This window comes from Azospirillum sp. ST 5-10, from assembly GCF_051225715.1.
Lineage (GTDB): Bacteria > Pseudomonadota > Alphaproteobacteria > Azospirillales > Azospirillaceae > Azospirillum.
On sequence record NZ_JBPJSP010000001.1, the window covers coordinates 86961 to 102278 of the forward strand.

Annotated in this window: 10 protein-coding genes; 2 read left to right on the forward strand and 8 right to left on the reverse strand. The window is 72.7% G+C overall.

Going from position 1 to position 15318, the window contains the following annotated elements:
* Positions 1-5: 5 nt before the first annotated feature.
* The 3 genes from ACSBPG_RS00450 to ACSBPG_RS00460 all read right to left on the reverse strand — a co-directional run bounded on the left by ACSBPG_RS00450 (position 6) and on the right by ACSBPG_RS00460 (position 3607).
* Complete coding sequence (locus ACSBPG_RS00450; RefSeq protein WP_435535114.1) at positions 6-1580, reverse strand: DUF3369 domain-containing protein; 1575 nt, start codon at positions 1578-1580, stop codon at positions 6-8.
* Between the two features lie 112 nt (positions 1581-1692).
* Complete coding sequence (locus ACSBPG_RS00455; RefSeq protein ID WP_435535115.1) at positions 1693-2640, reverse strand: SH3 domain-containing protein; 948 nt, start codon at positions 2638-2640, stop codon at positions 1693-1695.
* A gap of 97 nt (positions 2641-2737) precedes the next feature.
* Positions 2738-3607 (reverse strand): LysR substrate-binding domain-containing protein, encoded by an 870-nt coding sequence (locus tag ACSBPG_RS00460; RefSeq protein WP_435535116.1) that lies wholly within the window; start codon positions 3605-3607, stop codon positions 2738-2740.
* A gap of 314 nt (positions 3608-3921) precedes the next feature.
* On the opposite strand from ACSBPG_RS00460, the gene ACSBPG_RS00465 reads away from it, so the two are divergent.
* The gene (locus ACSBPG_RS00465; RefSeq protein WP_435535117.1) at positions 3922-4467 is read left to right on the forward strand and encodes an FHA domain-containing protein; all 546 of its coding nucleotides are present in this window, start codon (positions 3922-3924) and stop codon (positions 4465-4467) included.
* 171 nt (positions 4468-4638) lie between these two features.
* Positions 4639-5409, forward strand: coding sequence for a hypothetical protein (locus tag ACSBPG_RS00470; RefSeq protein WP_435535118.1), 771 nt, complete (start codon positions 4639-4641; stop codon positions 5407-5409).
* A 28-nt stretch (positions 5410-5437) separates the two neighbouring features.
* Here ACSBPG_RS00470 and ACSBPG_RS00475 read toward each other — a convergent pair whose 3' ends face one another.
* The 5 genes from ACSBPG_RS00475 to ACSBPG_RS00495 form a co-directional block, all read right to left on the reverse strand.
* On the reverse strand, positions 5438-7138 hold the full coding sequence (locus tag ACSBPG_RS00475; RefSeq protein ID WP_435535119.1) for a methyl-accepting chemotaxis protein: 1701 nt from the start codon (positions 7136-7138) through the stop codon (positions 5438-5440).
* Between the two features lie 363 nt (positions 7139-7501).
* Positions 7502-8188, reverse strand: coding sequence for a hypothetical protein (locus ACSBPG_RS00480; protein WP_435535120.1), 687 nt, complete (start codon positions 8186-8188; stop codon positions 7502-7504).
* Between the two features lie 100 nt (positions 8189-8288).
* Positions 8289-10091, reverse strand: a complete 1803-nt coding sequence (gene lepA / locus ACSBPG_RS00485) for a translation elongation factor 4 (protein ID WP_435535121.1) — start codon at positions 10089-10091, stop codon at positions 8289-8291.
* A gap of 69 nt (positions 10092-10160) precedes the next feature.
* Complete coding sequence (locus ACSBPG_RS00490; protein ID WP_435535122.1) at positions 10161-11087, reverse strand: diguanylate cyclase; 927 nt, start codon at positions 11085-11087, stop codon at positions 10161-10163.
* 2 nt (positions 11088-11089) lie between these two features.
* Complete coding sequence (locus ACSBPG_RS00495; RefSeq protein ID WP_435535123.1) at positions 11090-15223, reverse strand: response regulator; 4134 nt, start codon at positions 15221-15223, stop codon at positions 11090-11092.
* Positions 15224-15318: the final 95 nt, after the last annotated feature.

The window sequence follows — 15318 nt, forward strand, 5'->3', positions numbered from 1 at the left end:
GGTCGTCAGCGCGGCGCGACGTCGTCGGCGACGGCCAGGAAGGCCTCGACCACCTGCGGATCGAAGCGGACGCCGGCGGCGCGGCGGATCTCCTCGACCGCCCGGGCGTGCTCCAGCGCCGGACGGTGCGGCCGCGGCGAGGTCATGGCGTCGTAGGCGTCGGCCACCGCGGCGACCCGCGCGGCCAGCGGGATGGCGGTCCCCCGCAGGCCGTCGGGATAGCCGCTGCCGTCCCAGTTCTCGTGGTGGTGGCGCGCCACCGCGGCGCCGAGATGGAGCGGCGTGCGCGCCTCGCAGCGGCGGCCGGCGCGCTCCAGCATGGCGGCACCGGCCGCGGCGTGGGCCCGCATGGCCGCCCGCTCGGCATCGTCCAGCGGGCCGGCCTTGCCCAGCACCGCCGGGTCGACGGTGGCGTTGCCGACGTCGTGGAGCAGGCAGGCGAGGCCGATGTTCTCCAGGAACGGCTCGTCGACCCCCTCGGCCCCGGCGGCGGCCAGCCGCTCGGCGATCCGCTCGGCCACGAAGGCGATGCGCAGGGTGGGTTCGGCCGGGTCGTCGCCGACCGCCCGCCCTTCCGCCACGTCGGCCAGCAGCACCAGCGTCCCTTCCTGGGCGCGGCGGAGCTGGTCGTGCAGGTAGAGGTTGTCGAAGCCGACCGAGATCTTGGCGCAGAACAGCTCGATCAGGCTGCGGTCGAGCTCCGACAGCGGCCGGTCCGAGCGCAGGTAGACCACGTTCTCGCGGTCGTTGGGGGAGCGGATGTAGAGCGTGCAGTGGTCCGGTTCGTAGAAGTGCCGGCGCGCCTCCAGGCAGCGCAGGATGTCGGCCAGCACCGCCTGTTCGATGTGGTCGCCGGCGGGCTCGTTGATCAGCGGCTCGAAGCGGCCCGAGCCGGCCAGCACGTAGAGCCCGTCGCGGGTGCCGCCCAGCACCGGCCCGCGCTGCACGCACAGGATGGCGTCCGGCCCGACCCCGAGGATGGCGGAGAGCTGGGTCAGCACGCCGGCGGCGAACAGCTTCATCGAGCGCGCCTTGAACAGCGACGACGACGCCTCGATGATCTTCTCCAGCCCGCGGCGGTTGGTCTCGATCGCCATGATGTCTTCGTAGGAGCGCAGCGCCGCCACGGTGGTGGTGAAGAGCTGCTGCGCCGTGAGCTGGGTCTTGGCCTTGTAGTCGTTGATGTCGTAGTCGAGGATGACCGCCCGCTCCGGCGCCTGGCCCGGCTGGCCGGTGCGCAGGATGATGCGGACGTGGCGGTTCTTCAGGATCTCGCGGATGTGGTGGACGAGCTTCAGCCCGGCGTCGTCGGTCTCCATCACGACGTCGAGCAGGATGATGGCGATGTCCTCCTCGCGCCCCAGCAGGGCCCGCGCCTCGGCCGCCGAATAGGCCGACAGGAACTGCGCCGGCCGCCCCTTGTAGGAGAAGTCGGCGAGCACGAGCTTGGTGATCGAGTGGACCTCCGGCTCGTCGTCGACGATCAGCATCTTCCAGCGGGGCGAGACGGTGACGGGGGCACGTTCGCCGTGGCCGTCCTGATCGTCGAGGAACAGAAGATCGTCGTCGGCGTCGCTCATGGGAAAGGCTCTGTCGGAAAAACCGCTCGTCCGGCAGCAGGTTAGCACGCGGAAGCGGCGGCGGTGCGAAGAAAGTTTCGGCATCCCACGATCATGGGAGGCAACGCCCGGCTCAGAAGACGGCCAGCTCGGCCAGCGCGCAGTCGCGCCCGCGCCGGGCGAGCACGCTGCACACCCCGTCGATCTGACCGCGGTCGAAGGGACCGACCCCCATCTCGTAGACCGCGGTGCCGCCGCGGAACACCGGCCACACCATGGGCGGCCGGTCGCCCCACTGCGCGCCGGGCCCGGCGGTGAACTCGGTCCAGGCGCGCACGCCCTCGCCGTAGCTGACGTACTCGCCGAGCCGGGCGACGTAGACCGGCCCGATGCCGAGCGGCGGCACGCCCGGCAGCGGGTAGGAGGTGGCGATGCCGAGGAAGCCGTCGACGCCGGCGACCACCGGCGCGCGGCCCGGCAACGCCAGGGTGAGCCGGCCGTTGGTGACGTCGACCAGGCCCGCCACCTCGCCCTTGCGCACGGTGAGGTGGCGGCGCTTCTTGCCGTCCAGCAGCTCGGTGGCGCCGACGTTGCGGGTGGCGACCACGTAGCCCTGCGGCCCCCGCGGGCCGGCCGCCGCGGCCGCCGGGGCGGCCCCGCTCCACGCGTCGTGCGGCACGAGCGCGGCGGCCGCCGGCGCGCCGGCGCCCGGCCCGCCGGCGCCCGCCCCACCGGTCCCCGCCCCACCGGTCCCCGATTGCGGGCGCGGCGCATAGACCGGATCGAGCGCGTCCATGGGCACGTAGCCGATGGGGCGGCCGCCGATGGCCACCTGGGTCCAGCTGGTGCCGCGCGGCGTGCCCAGCGCGTTCAGCGCCTTGCCGCGCTGCAGGGTCAGCACGATGCGGGCGTTCTGGTCGGGGGCGGCGCGCACCTCGACGTCGCGGTTCAGCACCACCTCGCCTTCCAGCGGCGCGCCGACGGCGACCGGGCTCTGGGCCGGCGCCGCGGCGGCGGGCAGGAAGAGGGCGAGTGCCGCGGCGAGAAGGAGCCGTGCGGGGGTGAGCGGGTGCCGTGCCATGTCCGATGTCCTCGGGCCGGGGCCGCCATTGTGCCGCGGAAGCGCCGGCCCGGGCAACCCGCAGGGACGGCCGCAGGGACGGCCGCAGGGACGGCCGTCAGCGCGCCGGCGCGCCCAGCGCGGCGGCGATGGCGTCCTCCAGGCAGCGCACCGCCGCGGTCGCCGGCGCCGGGCCGCGCAGCAGGGCGATCTCCACCTCCGGCAGCCCGGGCAGCCCGTCGCCGGCGCCGACCACCCGCAGGCCGGGCGGGACCGTGCAGGCCTCCAGCGCGGTGACCGCCAGGCCCCCCAGCACCGCGCCGTGGATCGCCAGGACGCTGTCGCTGGCGAAGGCGACCCGCCAGGGCCGGCCCGCCCGCTCCAGCGCCGCCGTCGTCATGGCGCGGCACACGCAGCCCGGCGGGAACAGGGCGAGCGGCAGCGGCTCGGCCCGCTCGACCGCGGCGGCCGGCGGGGCGACCCAGACGAGCGGCTCGCGCCGCAGCGGCGTGCCGCCCGCCGCGCCGGGACGGCGGGTGACCAGCGCCAGGTCGTAGGCGCCGCGCTCCACCGCCGGCGCCAGGTCGGCGCTGTCGTCGCACACCACCTCGACCGCGACCTCGGGATGCGCCGCGGCGAGCGCTCCCAGCAACGGCGGCAGCAGCAGGGTGGCGTAGTCGTCGGGGGCGCCGACCCGCACCGGGCGCCCCGCCGTCCGGCGGCGGTGGCCGAACGCCGCCAGCGCCTCGTCGTTCAGGGCCAGCAGGCGCCGGGCGTAGGCGAGCAGCCGCTCGCCCTCGGGGGTCAGGCGCACGCCGCGGGGGTCGCGCTCGAAGACGCGGGCCCCCACCACCTCCTCCAGGCGCTTGACCTGCTGGCTGACGGCGGCCTGGGTGCGCAGCAGCTCGGCACCGGCGCGGGTGAAGCTGCGGGAATCGGCGACCGCCACGAAGGCGCGCAGCAGCTCGGTGTCGAGGTTGACGGGCATGGCGGCATTGAAGCAGAGCCCCCGCCCGCCGGCAAGCGCCGGCCGGGTCAGGCGCCGCCCCGGCGCCATCACGGACCGTGATCGCCGCCATAAGGCTTATTCGTTTCCACCCGCCGGCCGGCGGCCGCAGGCTCGCCACCGGGATGCCGGAGGAAGGGAGGGCGGCGATGTCGGTGTTCGCGGCGATGACGCGGGTGGTCGTGGTGGCGGCCCGGCTGCCCAATTCGCCCGAGGCGCTCATTGGGGCATGGAGTGAACGCGCGCAAACGGCTAGACTCGGCGGATCGACGCCACGGTCCCACGGAGGCCGCGCCATGAACGACGACGCCGACGCAACGCTGACCGCTCCGGGGGGCCGGCCGCCCGCCGCGGCCGGCGGCTGGCCGTTCGACGGCCGGCCGTTCCTCAAGATGGTCGGGGGACCGCTGCTCGGCCAGCGGGTGCGGCTGGACTTCGGCGAGACCACCATCGGCCGCGCCGAGGGGGCCGGCGTGGCGCTGCCCGACGCCAACGTGTCGCGCGAGCACGCCGCGCTGTTCTTCGACGGCCGCGCCTTCCGCATCGTCGACCGCGACAGCCGCAACGGCACCCTGGTCAACGGCCGCCCGGTGGAGGAACACACGCTGGCCTTCGGCGACCGCATCCTCATCGGCGCCTGCGAGATGGAGTTCACCTGCGAGGGCTTCGAGCTGGCCGCCAGCAGCCCCGACCAGGCGGAGCAGGCCTACCGCCGCACCCTCGACCGGCAGCCCGGCTTCGTCGCCGCCCTGTCGGCCCTGCGCACCGCCCTGGCGGTCCGGCCCGACCGCGGCGAGGAGGTGGCGGGCCTGGACCGGGATCTCGCGCGGCTGCGGGGGTAGGACGACCGGCCGCCGCGGCGCCCGCACGCGGCTTGCTCTTTTCCCGTCCCGGCCATAGCGTGCACCGCATCGCACCCCCTGCCCGGCCCGGTCATGGACGACATCGCCATCCCTCCGCCCCCGCCACGCCTCTGCGTCGAGCGCGACGTAGCCCAGCGCTATGTGAGCCGCATGTCCGCCATCTTCGGGCGGCCCGTCGGAACCCACGAACTCAAGCAGTCCACCCTCCTCCCCATCGATTTCCGCCGCCGCTACGTCGAGCACTACCTCAAGTCCACGTTCGGCCTGCGCGTGCAGACGGGCCCGTTCGCCGGCATGGAGTGCGTCGACGTGGTCGAGGGCTCCCTGCTGGCCCCGAAGATCCTCGGCACCTACGAGGAGGAGCTGCACCCGATCTTCTTCGCCAGCGACGCGTACCGGCGCTTCGTCGACGTCGGCTGCGCCGAAGGCTTCTACGCCGTCGGCGTGCGGCTGCGCGCGCCGTCCGTCGAGGTCCACGCCTTCGACACGAGCGCCGCCGCCCGCGAGGCGACCGCGGCGATGGCCCGCCTCAACGGCGTCGCCGATGCCGTCCGCATCGGCGGGCTGTGCTCCGGCGACACGCTGGCCGAGCTTTCCGTCCCGGGAACCCTGGTGCTGATCGACATCGAGGGGGCCGAGGTCGAGCTGCTGCAACAGACGCCGATGCAGCGGCTCGCGGCCAGCGACGTGATCGTCGAGACCCACCAGGTCGGCGAGGCGCTGACGACCGCGCGGGTGGTGGAGCGGCTCCGCCCGACCCACGACGTGACCGTCATCGCGCAGTCGGAGCGGCGCTGGTCGGCGTTCCCGGAGCTGGCGGTGCTGGGCCAGCTCGACCGGTTCCTGGCCCTGTGGGAGGGGCGCGGCGGCGGTCAGGTCTGGGTGTACGCCCGGTCGAGGCAGCGCGCGGCGGCCGGCTGACGGACGCCGCCGGCGCTGCCGGACCCCTCTACGCCGCCCGCACCCGGGCGATGAAGCCCTCCACCTCGGTCTTCAGGACCGAGCTCTCCCGCGACAGCTGGTCCGCCGCCGCCAGCACCTGCGTGGCCGCGGCACCGGCGTCGCGGGCGGCGGCGCTGACGCCGGCGATGTTGCCGGCCACCTCCTCGGTGCCGCGGGCGGCCTGCTGCACGTTGCGGCCGATCTCCCGGGTCGCGGCGTTCTGTTCCTCCACGGCGGCGGCGATGGCGCCGGCGATCTCGTTGATGCTGGTGACGGTGCGGCCGATGTCGCGGATCTCGTCCACGGCGCCGCTCGTCCGGCTCTGGATCTCCGCGATCTGGGCGGCGATGTCCTCGGTGGCGCGGGCGGTCTGGCTGGCCAGCGCCTTGACCTCGGTGGCGACGACGGCGAAGCCCTTGCCGGCCTCGCCGGCGCGCGCCGCCTCGATGGTGGCGTTCAAGGCCAGCAGGTTGGTCTGCGAGGCGATGTCCTGGATCAGGTCGACGACGTCGCCGATCCGCTGCGCCGCCGCGGCCAAGCCCTCGACCGTCGCGTTGGTGCGCTCCGCCGCCGCCAGGGCGTCGCTGGAGATGCGCGCGGAGTCGCTGACCTGCCGGCTGATCTCGGCGATCGAGCCGCCCAGCTCCTCCGAGGCGGCGGCGACGGTCTGGACGTTGGCCGAGGCCTGCTCGGTCGCGGCGGCCACCGCCGCGGACTGGCGCGTCGTCTGTTCGGCGACCGCCGACATGCTCCGGGCGTTGGCCTGGAGCTGGGTGGCGGCGGCCGAGACCGTCTCCACCACACCCTTGACGCTGCTCTCGAACTGGTCGGCCAGCTCCAGCATGGCGCGCCGGCGCTCGGCCCGGGCGCGCTTCTCCGCCGCCTCGGCCTCCGCCTCCATCTCGCGGTTGCGGATCAGGTTCGCCTTGAAGACCCGCGCCGCCTCGGCGATGGCGCCGACCTCGTCGCGCCGGTCGCTGCCGACCACGTCGGTCTCGAGATCGCCCGCGGCAAGGCGGCGCAGGCAGCCGACGATGGCGTCGAGCGGCCGCACCACGCCCTTCTGGGCGACGATCCAGCCGAGCAGCAGCCCCATGGCGATGCCGACGAGGGCGACGGCGACGAGAAGCGCGGTCTTGAGGTCGGCGAGATCGCCGGCCGACCGGGAAATCGCCTCCCCCTTGTCGTCGGTGTAGGCGACGAAGGCGCTGACGCTGTCGCGCAGGTCGCGCGCCTCGTCGCGGCTGTCCTCGACGGCGCGGACGACGGCGCTCTGGGCCTCGCTCAGGACGACCCCGGCGCGCAGGTGGCGGGCGGCGTCGATCGTCTGTTCGAGCGTCGCCGTGTAGCCGGCCAGACGCCCCTCGACGGCGTCGAGCAGCGCCGTCTGCTCCGGTCCGGCGAGGCGGCGCAGGTCGCCCAGCGTCTCGGCGATGCGCCGGCGCCGTTCGGCGATCGACGCCGACGCCTCCTCGAAGTGGGCGGGATCGGCGGCGATGGCGTACTCGTCACGGTTGAGTTCGACGACGAGCCGGTTGATCTGCGCGCCGAGGCGCACCTCCCGGGTGACTTGGTCGAGATGCTCGGTGGCGGCATCGAGTTGGCGGAAGCCGGCGATCGATATCCCGGTGATCACCACGCACACGCTCGACAACAGGCCGATGACGAACAGGATCTTGGTCGAGATGCGGTAACGTCCCAAGCCCATGGCGGGTCCCTTTGCCTATGATTTGCACGACGAACGAATTGGCTTCGTTTCCGGGTGTTCGACACGTTTTATATGGGCGCGGGGCAAGCGACGGATTTGCCGGATTTTGTATCTAGGAGAATTGGCGGAGCCTTCGGGGTCGCCCGCCCGACGCCTATGGCCTTCCGGATGGGGTAGGCCGAAAGAGAGGCCGCGGGGACGCGGTCGCCGGTGCGGCGCGAGCCGACGGGCGTTCGGTGTGGCCGCAGCGGCGCGTTCCGCGGTGCGCGGCGGCTTAAAGCGGGACCGCTCCAGGTGAAATCACCTGGAGCGTGAATCCCGCTCCAAACGCATTCGGCCGGATCGGCCGAAAGCGATCCTGCTCTAGGGAAGCGGGGTTTCCAGAGGAATGGGCCCGCCTTCGCCGCCCGCCGGCGGAACGGACGCCGCCGGCTCGCCGGCCGGCACCGGCTCGGGAGCCGGGATCTCCTGCACCTCGATCCGCGCGTCCGGCGCCGGTCGGGCCGGGGTCTCCGGCTCCGCCGGTTGGGCCAGGGTCTCCGGCTTCGCCGGTTCCGGGGAGGCCGGCCTCGCCTCCGGCTCCGGCGTGACCGAGTAGTCCGGCACCACACGGGCCTGGTTGCCGGTGATGACCAGCACCTTCTGGCCGATGGGGATCGGCGCCTCCTCCCTTTGCGTCACCGACAGCAGGTCGCCGTTGTCCTTGCGGACGATGTACTCCCAGCCGGTGGTGTCGCCGGTCACATGCTCGATCGACGTGCCGATCAGGCTGCCGATGGCGGTGCCGCCGACGGCCCCCAGGGCCGAATCGATGTTGAGGCCCTCGGCCTGCGAGCCGAGGATGCCGCCGGCGGCGCCGCCGGTGACCGCGCCGACGGTGCCGTTGGTGCTGATCTTGACCTCGCGGAAGCCGACCACCACCGCCCGTTCCACCTTGTTGGCCTGCTGGACGGCGTTGGCGGAATAGGTGCCGGGGGAATAGTCGCCGGCACATCCCGCGACGAGGACGGAGAGGACGGCGGACAGGACACACGAGACGGTGCGCGACACGGGGGAACGTTCCCTGGACTGCCTGGGCCTGTGATAGGCGATCCGGGCGCCGGAGTCATCCGCGAATTTGCGTCAAACCGTTGGCCCGCCGAACGATTCCCTACTCGTCACCCATCTTGAGGGCGGCGATGAAGGCGCTCTGCGGGATCTCCACCTGGCCGAACTGGCGCATCCGCTTCTTGCCCTCCTTCTGCTTCTCCAGGAGCTTGCGCTTGCGGGTGATGTCGCCGCCGTAGCACTTGGCGGTGACGTCCTTGCGCAGGGCCCCGATCGTCTCGCGGGCGATGACGCGGCCGCCGATGGCCGCCTGGATGGCGATCTTGAAGAGCTGGCGCGGGATGAGGTCCTTGAGGCGCTCGCAGAGCTGGCGGCCGCGGCGCTCCGACTGGCTGCGGTGGACGATCATGGCGAGCGCGTCGACCGGCTCGGCGTTCACCATGATGTTCATCTTGACGAGGTCGCCCTCCTCGTAGCCGTCCATCTGGTAGTCGAAACTGGCGTAGCCGCGGCTGATCGACTTCAACCGGTCGTAGAAGTCGAACACCACCTCGTTCAGCGGCAGGCGGTAGACCAGCATGGCCCGGCTGCCGGCGTAGGTCAGGTCGATCTGCACGCCGCGCCGCTCGGTGCAGAGCTGCAGGATCGAGCCGAGATACTCGTCGGGCACCATGATGGTGGCCTTGATCCACGGCTCCTCGATGCGGTCGATCTTGACCACGTCGGGCATGTCGGCGGGGTTGTGCAGGTCGTGCACCGAGCCGTCGGTCATGTGGAGCTTGTAGACCACCGAAGGCGCGGTGGTGATGAGGTCGAGGTCGAACTCGCGCTCCAGCCGCTCCTGGATGATCTCCAGGTGCAGCAGGCCGAGGAAGCCGCAGCGGAAGCCGAAGCCCAGCGCCGCCGAGGTCTCCGCCTCGTAGTGGAAGCTGGCGTCGTTCAGCTTCAACTTGCCCAGGCTGTCGCGCAGCCGCTCGAAATCGTTGGCGTCGACCGGGAACAGGCCGCACCACACCACCGGGATCGACGGCTTGAAGCCGGCCAGCGCGTCGGCCGCCGGCTTCTTGTCGTCGGTGATGGTGTCGCCGACCTTGGTCAGCGTGATGTCCTTGATGGCCGCCGTGATGAAGCCCATCTCGCCCGGCCCCAGCTCGCCGGTCAGCAGGGCCTTCGGCGTGAACTGGCCGACCCGGTCGACGTCGTGGCTGCTGCCGGTCGACATGAAGCGCACGCGCTGGCCGACCTTGAGGGTGCCGTCGACGACGCGCACCAGGATGACGACGCCGAGGTAGGGGTCGTACCAGGAATCGACCAGCAGCGCCTTCAGCGGCGCGTCCTTCTCGCCCTTGGGCGGCGGCAGGCGGGTGACGATCGCCTCCAGCACCGCCTCGACGTTGAGGCCGGTCTTGGCGGAGATCTCCACGGCGTCGGAGGCGTCGAGGCCGATGACGTCCTCGATCTGCTGCTTGACCCGGTCGGGCTCGGCGGCGGGCAGGTCGATCTTGTTGAGGACCGGCACGATCTCGTGGTTGGCGTCGATCGCCTGGTAGACGTTGGCGAGCGTCTGCGCCTCGACCCCCTGGCTGGCGTCGACCACCAGGATCGAGCCCTCGCACGCCGCCAGCGAGCGCGACACCTCGTAGGCGAAGTCGACGTGGCCCGGCGTGTCCATCAGGTTCAGGGTGTACTGCCGGCCGTCCTCGGCCTTGTAGAGCAGCCGGACGGTCTGCGCCTTGATGGTGATGCCGCGCTCGCGCTCGATGTCCATGCTGTCGAGCACCTGTTCGCGCATCTCGCGCGCGTCCAGCCCGCCGCACAGCTGGATCAGCCGGTCGGCCAGGGTCGATTTGCCGTGGTCGATGTGGGCGATGATGGAGAAGTTGCGGATGTGCGAGAGGTCGGTCATCGGGGCCCGGGATCCTGATTTGCCCGGAACATAGGGCGCACGGCAGCGGCGCGCAACGGCTGTCTGCGATCAGGGGGCGGCCGCGCCGGAGCCGCCGACCGCGCGGTTGCGGCCGCTCCTCTTGGCCGCGTAGAGGTATTCGTCGGCCAGCGCCAGCAGACGCCCCGGCGGCTCGTCGGCGAGCGGGATCAAGGTCGCGTGGCCCAGGCTGACCGTCACGTGCGGCACGACGGGCGATTGGGGATGGGGGATGGCCTGCCCCTCGACGGCGGCGCGCAGCGTCTCCGCCACGCGGGCGGCGCCGTCAGCGTCGGTCTCCGGCAGCAGGCAGACGAACTCCTCGCCACCGTAACGGGCCACCAGGTCGGCGGGGCGGTGCATCCGTTCGTCCAGCAGGCGGGCGACGGCGCGCAGGCAGGTGTCGCCGGCGTGATGCCCGCACAGGTCGTTGTAGGGCTTGAAGTGGTCGACGTCGATCATGATGGCCGACAGCGGCGACTGGCTGCGCCCGCAGCGCCGCCACTCGCGCAGCAGCACCTCGTCGAAGCGGCGGCGGTTGGCGATCCCGGTCAGCCCGTCGAGGAAGGACAGCTGGCGCAGCGTGTCGGCCTGCCGCTTCAGCAGGATGTGGTTGCGCACCCTGGCCTTCACGATGGGCGGGCTGATCGGCTTGGTGATGAAGTCGATCGCCCCGACCTCCAACCCGCGGGTCTCGTCCTCCACCTCGCCGCGGGCGGAGACGAAGATCACCGGGATGCCGCGGGTCGCCGGGTTCGCCTTGATGCGGCTGCACACCTCGTAGCCGTCCATGCCCGGCATCATGATGTCGAGCAGCACCAGATCGGGAAGCTGGGCCTGCACCAGGTCCAGCGCTCTGGCGCCGTCGGTGGCGAAATAGATCTCGTGCTCGTCCTTGAGGATGCGGCTCAGCACCTGGACGTTGCTCGGCACGTCGTCGACGACGAGGACCTTGGGGCGGGACGACGGCACGATCACGGTCACTCCTCCGCGGCCAGGGGCAGGTCGAGGTCGTCGGCGATGCGCCTGAGGGTCCCGCGGGCGCGCGCGAAGTCCAGCGCGTCGACGGCGTGGCCGACGGCGGCCACCAGCGCGGGGTCGGCCTGGCGGCCCAAGGCGTCGCGCAACGCCGGCCACTCCTCGGCGGCCGCGAAGTTGTTGTCGCCCAGCAGGCTCCACAGCCGTTCGGCGGCGGCGCCGAGGACCGCCCGGCGGGCCGGCGTCATCGGCTCCTCGGCGGCGCGGCCGGCCGGCGCGGCGTCGGGCGGTGCCAGCCGGCGGGCCGATTCCAGGAGCGCCGCCAGCTGGTCGCGCAGCACCGGCAGCGGCGCTTCGGCGGCGGCGCGGTCGCCGCGGCCGGCGGCGATCTGCACGGCGTCGGCGGCGGCGCTGAGGCGGCTGGCGCCGAGGCTGCCGGCCAGGCTCTTCAGGTCGTGCGCCGCGGCCTTCGCCGTCGCCAGGTCGCCGGCCGCCAGGGCGGCGACGATGACGTCGCCGACGTCGGCGTGGCCGGCGGCGAAGGCGGCCATCAGGTCGCGGTAGAGCACCGTGTCGCCCTGCACGCGATGCAGCGCGTCGGCCAGGTCGATGCCGGGAAGATCGGCCGGCAGGTCGCCGTATCCGTCGCGCCGGCCGCCGGCAGGCGGGGGCGCGGCGATTCCGATGTGGCGCGCCAGCGTGGCGACCAGACGGTCGGGATCGAGCGGCTTGGCGACATGGTCGTCCATGCCGGCCTCGCGGCAGCGGACGATGTCGGCCGGCAGCGCGCTGGCGGTGGCGGCGATGATGGGAAGCCGGGCGAAGCCGGGCAGGGTGCGCAGGAGGCGCGTCGTTTCGAACCCGTCCATCCCCGGCATCTGCACGTCCATCAGCACGGCGTCGAAGCGGGCGTCCCCGGATCGCGCCAGGGCCACCGCCTCGCCGCCGTCGCCGGCGGCGACGACGGCGGCGCCGTAGCGCTCCAGCGTCTCGCGGGCCACCTGCCGGCCGATCGGGTTGTCTTCGACCAGCAGCAGGCGGCGCCCGGTCAGAGGCCGGCTCTCGGACTCCGCCGGCGCGCGCGTCGCCGGCGCCGCCCCCGAGGAGCGGGCGTAGGCGGTGGTGACGCCGTCGAGCAGGGTGGAGGCGGTGACCGGCTTGACGATCACGCCGTCGAGATCCTGGTCGCCGGCGCTGGCCGCCAGGCGCTCGCGCCCGAACGCGGTGACCATGATGACCACCGGGGCCGACGCCGCATGGCTCTGCCGGATGCGGCGGCAGGCCTCCACCCCGTCCATGCCCGGCATCTGCCAGTCCATCAGGACGAGGTCGTAGGACTCACCGCACGCGGCGGCCCGCTCCAGCGTGGCGATCGCCGCCGTGGCGCCGGCGCAGGCGGTGGCGGACCAGCCCAGCCCGCTGACCAGGGACGACAGGCCTTCGCGCGCCGTCGGGTTGTCGTCGACGACCAGGACGCGCAGGCGACGGTGCAGCGGCAGCTCGGGCAGGTCCCGTGTTTCGGCCCCGGCCGCGCGGTCGAAGCGCACCATGAAGCGGAACTCGCTGCCGCGGCCGGGCTCGCTGGTCACCTCCATGGCGCCGCCCATCAGCCCCACCAGGCGCGTGCAGATGGCCAGCCCCAAACCGGTGCCGCCGTAGCGCCGCGTCGTCGAGCTGTCGCCCTGGGAGAACGCCTCGAACAGGTGCAGCTGCTGCTCCGCGGTGATGCCGATGCCGGTGTCGCGGACGGCGAAGAGCAAGGTGGCGTGGCCTTCGGCGACCTCCTGCGCGCGCACCGACACGACGACCTCACCCTGGTGGGTGAACTTGACCGCGTTGCCGGCGAGGTTGATCAGCACCTGCTGCAGACGCAGGGGATCGCCGATCAGGGTGCGCGGCACGTCCGGCGCCACCGAGAACAGCACCTCGATGTCCTTGTCGCGGGCCGACGCCGAAAGGATGGTCGCGAGGTTGTCGAGCAGCTCGTCGAGCCGGAACTCCACCCGCTCCAGCTCCATCTTGCCGGCCTCGACCTTGGAGAAGTCGAGGATGTCGTTGAGGATGCCGAGCAGCGACTGCGCCGACACGCGGATCTTCTGGGCGTAGTCGCGCTGGGACGCCGACAGCGGGGTCTGTTGCAGAAGATGGACCAGACCGAAGATGGCGTTCATCGGCGTGCGGATCTCGTGGCTCATGTTGGCCAGGAACTCGCTCTTCGCCCGGTTCGCCACCTCGGCGGTCCGCTTGGCCTCCTTGAGCGCCTTCTCCGTCGCCCGGAGGTCGCTGATCTCCATGATCACCGCGCCGACGTAAGGCACCGCGCCGTCCGCCACCACCGGGAACCAGCCGGTCAGCCAGTTCCGGTGCTCGCCGGGCCGCAGCGGCGTCTCGCCTTCGATCTCCTGGTTGGGCAGCGGCAGCCCGGTGGCGAAGACCCGATCGATGATCGGGCCGACGGCGGGCACGAGGGCCGGCAGCACCTCGCCGACGGGGCGTCCCAAGTGGGACGACGCGGGCAGGCCGTCGATCTCGGCCAGCGAATCGTTGACGCGCACGATCCGGTGGTCGGCGTCGAAGAAGGCGAAGCCGACCGGAGCGTTTTCCAGAAGGGCGTTGAGCTGGGCCAGCAGTTCGCTCTTTTCCCGGCTGGCGGCGGCCAGGGCCTGCTCGTTGCGGATCCGGCGGGTCACGTCGGCGACGTAGACGACGACGCCTTCCGGCGAGGGAAAGACGGTGCCCTCGTACCAGGCGTCGCGAAGCGCGTCATAGTCGGTGACCGACGCCGCCTCGCCCCGCTCCATGGCGGTGCGGTAGGCGTCCTCGAACACGGTGCCGGCGACCTCGGGGAAGACCTCCCAGAACGCCTGGCCGGCGAGGTCGCGGCCCTGCGCCAGCACGTCGCGGGCCCGCTGGTTCATGTAGATGAGGCGCCAGGAGCGGTCGAGGGCGAAGACCAGGTCGGACGTGCTCTCCAGCACTTGCGACAGGCGGGCCGAGGCCTCGCGCGCCGCCGCCTCCGCCGCCTCGGCGGCACGGCGCGCCTCGTCGACCTCGCGCTCGCGCGCCGCGAGGCGCTCGGCCATCCGGTTGAAGGCGGCGCCGACGGCGGCGATCTCCACCGGCGCGCCGTCGGTGTCGACGCGGGCCGCGGGGCCGATGCCGATCCGTTCCGCCGCGGCCACCAGCGCCTGGGTCCAGTTCAGCACCGAGGCGCGGGTGAAGCCCCATATCGCGGCGAATCCCAGGGCCGCCGTGACGGCGATCACGCCCAGGCCGAGCGCGAAGTCGCGCCGCGTCTCCAGCGCCAGCCCGCCCACCGGAACCCCGACGACGAAGGTGGTGCCGGTGCCGGCCAGGCGGCGGTAGCTCCAGATCCGCGCCGTACCGTCGGCGCCGACGGCCTCGAGAACGCCGTGGTCGTCGGCGAGCATGCGTTGGACGTGCGGATAGCCGGCGAGGCTGCGGCCGACCCACCGTTCCGGATCGGGCTGGCGCGCCAGGACGACCCCGTCGGCGTCGAGCACCGCCAGGCGGGTGCCGGTGTCGCCGGTCGGCTGGATCAGGTCCTCGTACCAGTCGAGGCTGATGCTGACGCCGATCACCCGCTCGACGGCACCGTCGTGCACCAGCGGCTGAACCGCCATCATGATCCGGTTGCCCGTGCGCCGGCCGACGATGTAGCCGCTCAGCACGAAATCGCCGGTGGCCACCGCGCGCCGGAAATAGTCTCGGTCGCCGAGATCGAGCCCGTTGCCGGGCCCCGTCGTGCCGCAGATCATCCGGCCGGACGGGTCGGCCACCCAGGCGCCGGTGGTCCACGGCTGGCGTTCCGGCAGGCGCCGCAGCAGCGCCACGCAGCCCGCGGTGTCGCCGGGACCGGCGCTGCGGATCTCCGGGACCAGCGACAGCACCGACAGCAGGGTGCGGGCGGACCCGATCAGCTCCTCCTGGCGGCGCACCCCCTGGTCGGCCAGGTCCGAGGCCATCGCCTTCGCGCCGCCGAGCCGGCGATCGGCCTCATGGTCGAGATAGAGGACGGCGCCGGCCAGCGGCACCAGGAGCGTTCCCAGCACGATGGCAAGGAGGCGCAGCCGCAGGCTCCTGGGCTGGAAACGGCGGAAGTGGCGCAGCGGCATAGACCTCGATCCGCCCGAACATCATACGGCAGTATGCATCCATACGCTGCACGGGAGCCCAGGTCCAAATGAATTTCCTGCGCCGACGTTGGAAT

Coding starts and splice junctions, on each gene's coding strand:
- ACSBPG_RS00475 (WP_435535119.1), bottom strand. CDS start 7,138: ATGGGCTTGGGACGTTACCGCATCTCGACCAAGATCCTGTTCGTCATC.
- ACSBPG_RS00495 (WP_435535123.1), bottom strand. CDS start 15,223: ATGCCGCTGCGCCACTTCCGCCGTTTCCAGCCCAGGAGCCTGCGGCTG.
- ACSBPG_RS00450 (WP_435535114.1), bottom strand. CDS start 1,580: ATGAGCGACGCCGACGACGATCTTCTGTTCCTCGACGATCAGGACGGC.
- ACSBPG_RS00465 (WP_435535117.1), top strand. CDS start 3,922: ATGAACGACGACGCCGACGCAACGCTGACCGCTCCGGGGGGCCGGCCG.
- ACSBPG_RS00460 (WP_435535116.1), bottom strand. CDS start 3,607: ATGCCCGTCAACCTCGACACCGAGCTGCTGCGCGCCTTCGTGGCGGTC.
- ACSBPG_RS00455 (WP_435535115.1), bottom strand. CDS start 2,640: ATGGCACGGCACCCGCTCACCCCCGCACGGCTCCTTCTCGCCGCGGCA.
- ACSBPG_RS00470 (WP_435535118.1), top strand. CDS start 4,639: ATGTCCGCCATCTTCGGGCGGCCCGTCGGAACCCACGAACTCAAGCAG.
- lepA (WP_435535121.1), bottom strand. CDS start 10,091: ATGACCGACCTCTCGCACATCCGCAACTTCTCCATCATCGCCCACATC.